This window comes from Mycobacterium sp. (assembly GCF_050701675.1).
Taxonomy (GTDB): Bacteria; Actinomycetota; Actinomycetes; order Mycobacteriales; family Mycobacteriaceae; genus Mycobacterium.
The window spans coordinates 1-1,857 of the sequence record NZ_JBOGDD010000262.1 but is presented as its reverse complement, the minus strand read 5'-3'; the positions used below and the strand labels follow the sequence as shown (position 1 = coordinate 1,857).

2 protein-coding genes are annotated in these 1,857 nt (G+C 68.0%); both read right to left on the bottom strand.

Features of this window, described 5'->3' with window-relative positions; all coding sequences use genetic code 11:
- Positions 1 to 177 precede the first annotated feature (177 nt).
- Positions 178 to 609, bottom strand: coding sequence for a PPOX class F420-dependent oxidoreductase (locus ACRDUX_RS07475; protein ID WP_526412496.1), 432 nt, complete (start codon positions 607 to 609; stop codon positions 178 to 180).
- 60 nt (positions 610 to 669) lie between these two features.
- Entirely contained in the window at positions 670 to 1,752 is a 1,083-nt protein-coding gene (locus tag ACRDUX_RS07470; RefSeq protein WP_526412494.1) for an aldo/keto reductase, read from the bottom strand.
- Positions 1,753 to 1,857 lie beyond the last annotated feature (105 nt).

The following is a 1,857-nucleotide window of genomic DNA, read 5'->3' as shown; positions in this document are numbered from 1 at the left end:
GAGCCGTCCTCGGTGCCGTGCTGTTCGCTTCGACGGCGTTGTTCAAGAAGGCCAACGAGATCGAGGCCGGCAACTTGGACAAAGTGGACGCGGCCCCCGCCGTCCACTGACCGGAGCCCGATGCCGTGGGCGCGACCCCCGGGTGTGGTCCGGGCGCGCGACGCGCACGCCTCCCCCCTAGCGGATGTTCTCGCCGTAGACCCGCTCGACCGTCAGCGCCATCAACACCCGGCGGTCGGACACCATCACCGACCGGTACTCGTCCCAGTCGGGGTGCTCCCCCGCGGCCCGGCGGTAGTAGTCGACCAGCGCTTCGACCTCGGTTCCGTGGGGGTCGGTGCCCGGTCCGGTCAATGTCACGGTGCCCTCGGCAGTAGCCCACGACCAGCCGTCGGCGCTGGTGACCTCGAACGCGGCGCGCGGGTCCCTACGCAGGTTGGCGGTCTTCGCGCGCCCCTCGGTCATCGAGACGTAGACGACGTCGGCGTCCCGGTCGTAGAACGGCGTGACGGGCGAGAGCTGCGGGATGCCGTTCGCCTTGATGGTGGCCAGCACGCCCAGTCGGGCCTCGGCCAGCAGCGTGCGCGGGTTGAATGAGGAAGCGGTCATGTCAGAGCCCAACCCGTGACCACGCACACACTATTCCGCAGCCGAGCACCTCGGCGACCGTCAGTACCTGACGTCGCTCTGCAACAGGGGCGGATAGACGGTGGATGGTTCGCCGTCCACCGTCGCTCCGGCGAACTGCAGCGACGCCCGCTGCGCCCCGTGCATCGGCGCCGGGTAGTTCAGTGTCGGTGCGGAGACGTCGTCCAGGGTCTTGAGTTGCTCGGCGCTCAAGGTGACGTCCAGCGCGGCGAGGTTGTCGGTGAGGTGCTCCAGGCGACGCGCACCGACGATCGGCACGACGGTCCCCTGCCGCGCACGCAGCCAGGCGAGCGCTACTGCGGCAGAGGTGGTTCCGAGCTCGTCGGCGACGGTGGCGACGGCATCGATGACTGCGAACTCGGCCTCGCTGGGGCCACCGACGAAGGCCGCCCGCGCGGAGTCGGTCACGGCCGCGCCGCGCTGATACTTGCCCGAGAGGAAGCCGTTCTTCAACGGACTCCACGGCGTCAGCGCCATGCCGTGTTCACGGGCGAGCGGCGCGAGTTCGCCCTCGACCGTCCTTGCCAACAGCGAGTACTCGACCTGCAGCGCGATCAGCGGCGTCCACCCGCGCAGCAGGGCCGTCGTCTGCGCGGTGGCGGTGACCCAGGCGGGCGTGTTGGAGAACCCGACGTAACGAATGCTGCCTGCGCGGACGAGGTCGTCGAGGGTGCGCATCGTCTCCTCGATCGGGGTGTTGCGGTCCCAGTTGTGCAACCAGTACACGTCCAAGTGGTCGGTCTGCAGCCGGCGCAGACTCTGATGGAGTTGGGCGATGATTGACGATCGGCCTGCGCCACCGCCGTTGGGATCACCCGGGTACATGTTGGTGAAGAACTTCGATGCGAGGATCACACGATCCCGTCGGCCAGGCCGCTTGGCGAAGTAGTCGCCGAGAATCGTCTCGGAGTGGCCGTTGGTGTAGAAGTTGGCGGTGTCGACGAAGTTCCCGCCGCGCTCGAGGTAGGCGGACAGGATCTGCTCGGACTCCTCGACGGTAGTGCCTGCGCCACCCGCGTCCTCGCCGAAGGTCATGGCACCCAGCGCAAACGGACTGACGCGGAGACCCGAGCGGCCGAGGGTGACGTAGTGATCGAGCGGCATGGCGTGCTCCTCATTCGATGAAGGTTCGGTGAATCCATCGAAGCGCCCCGACGCAGCCCGCGGTAGACCGATCCGCGCTCACTCTTGCCTGATCCTGCTCCAATT

Bases quoted from the DNA above. Each gene is read 5' to 3' on its own strand.
- ACRDUX_RS07475 (WP_526412496.1), bottom strand. From the start codon at position 609: ATGACCGCTTCCTCATTCAACCCGCGCACGCTGCTGGCCGAGGCCCGA.
- ACRDUX_RS07470 (WP_526412494.1), bottom strand. From the start codon at position 1,752: ATGCCGCTCGATCACTACGTCACCCTCGGCCGCTCGGGTCTCCGCGTC.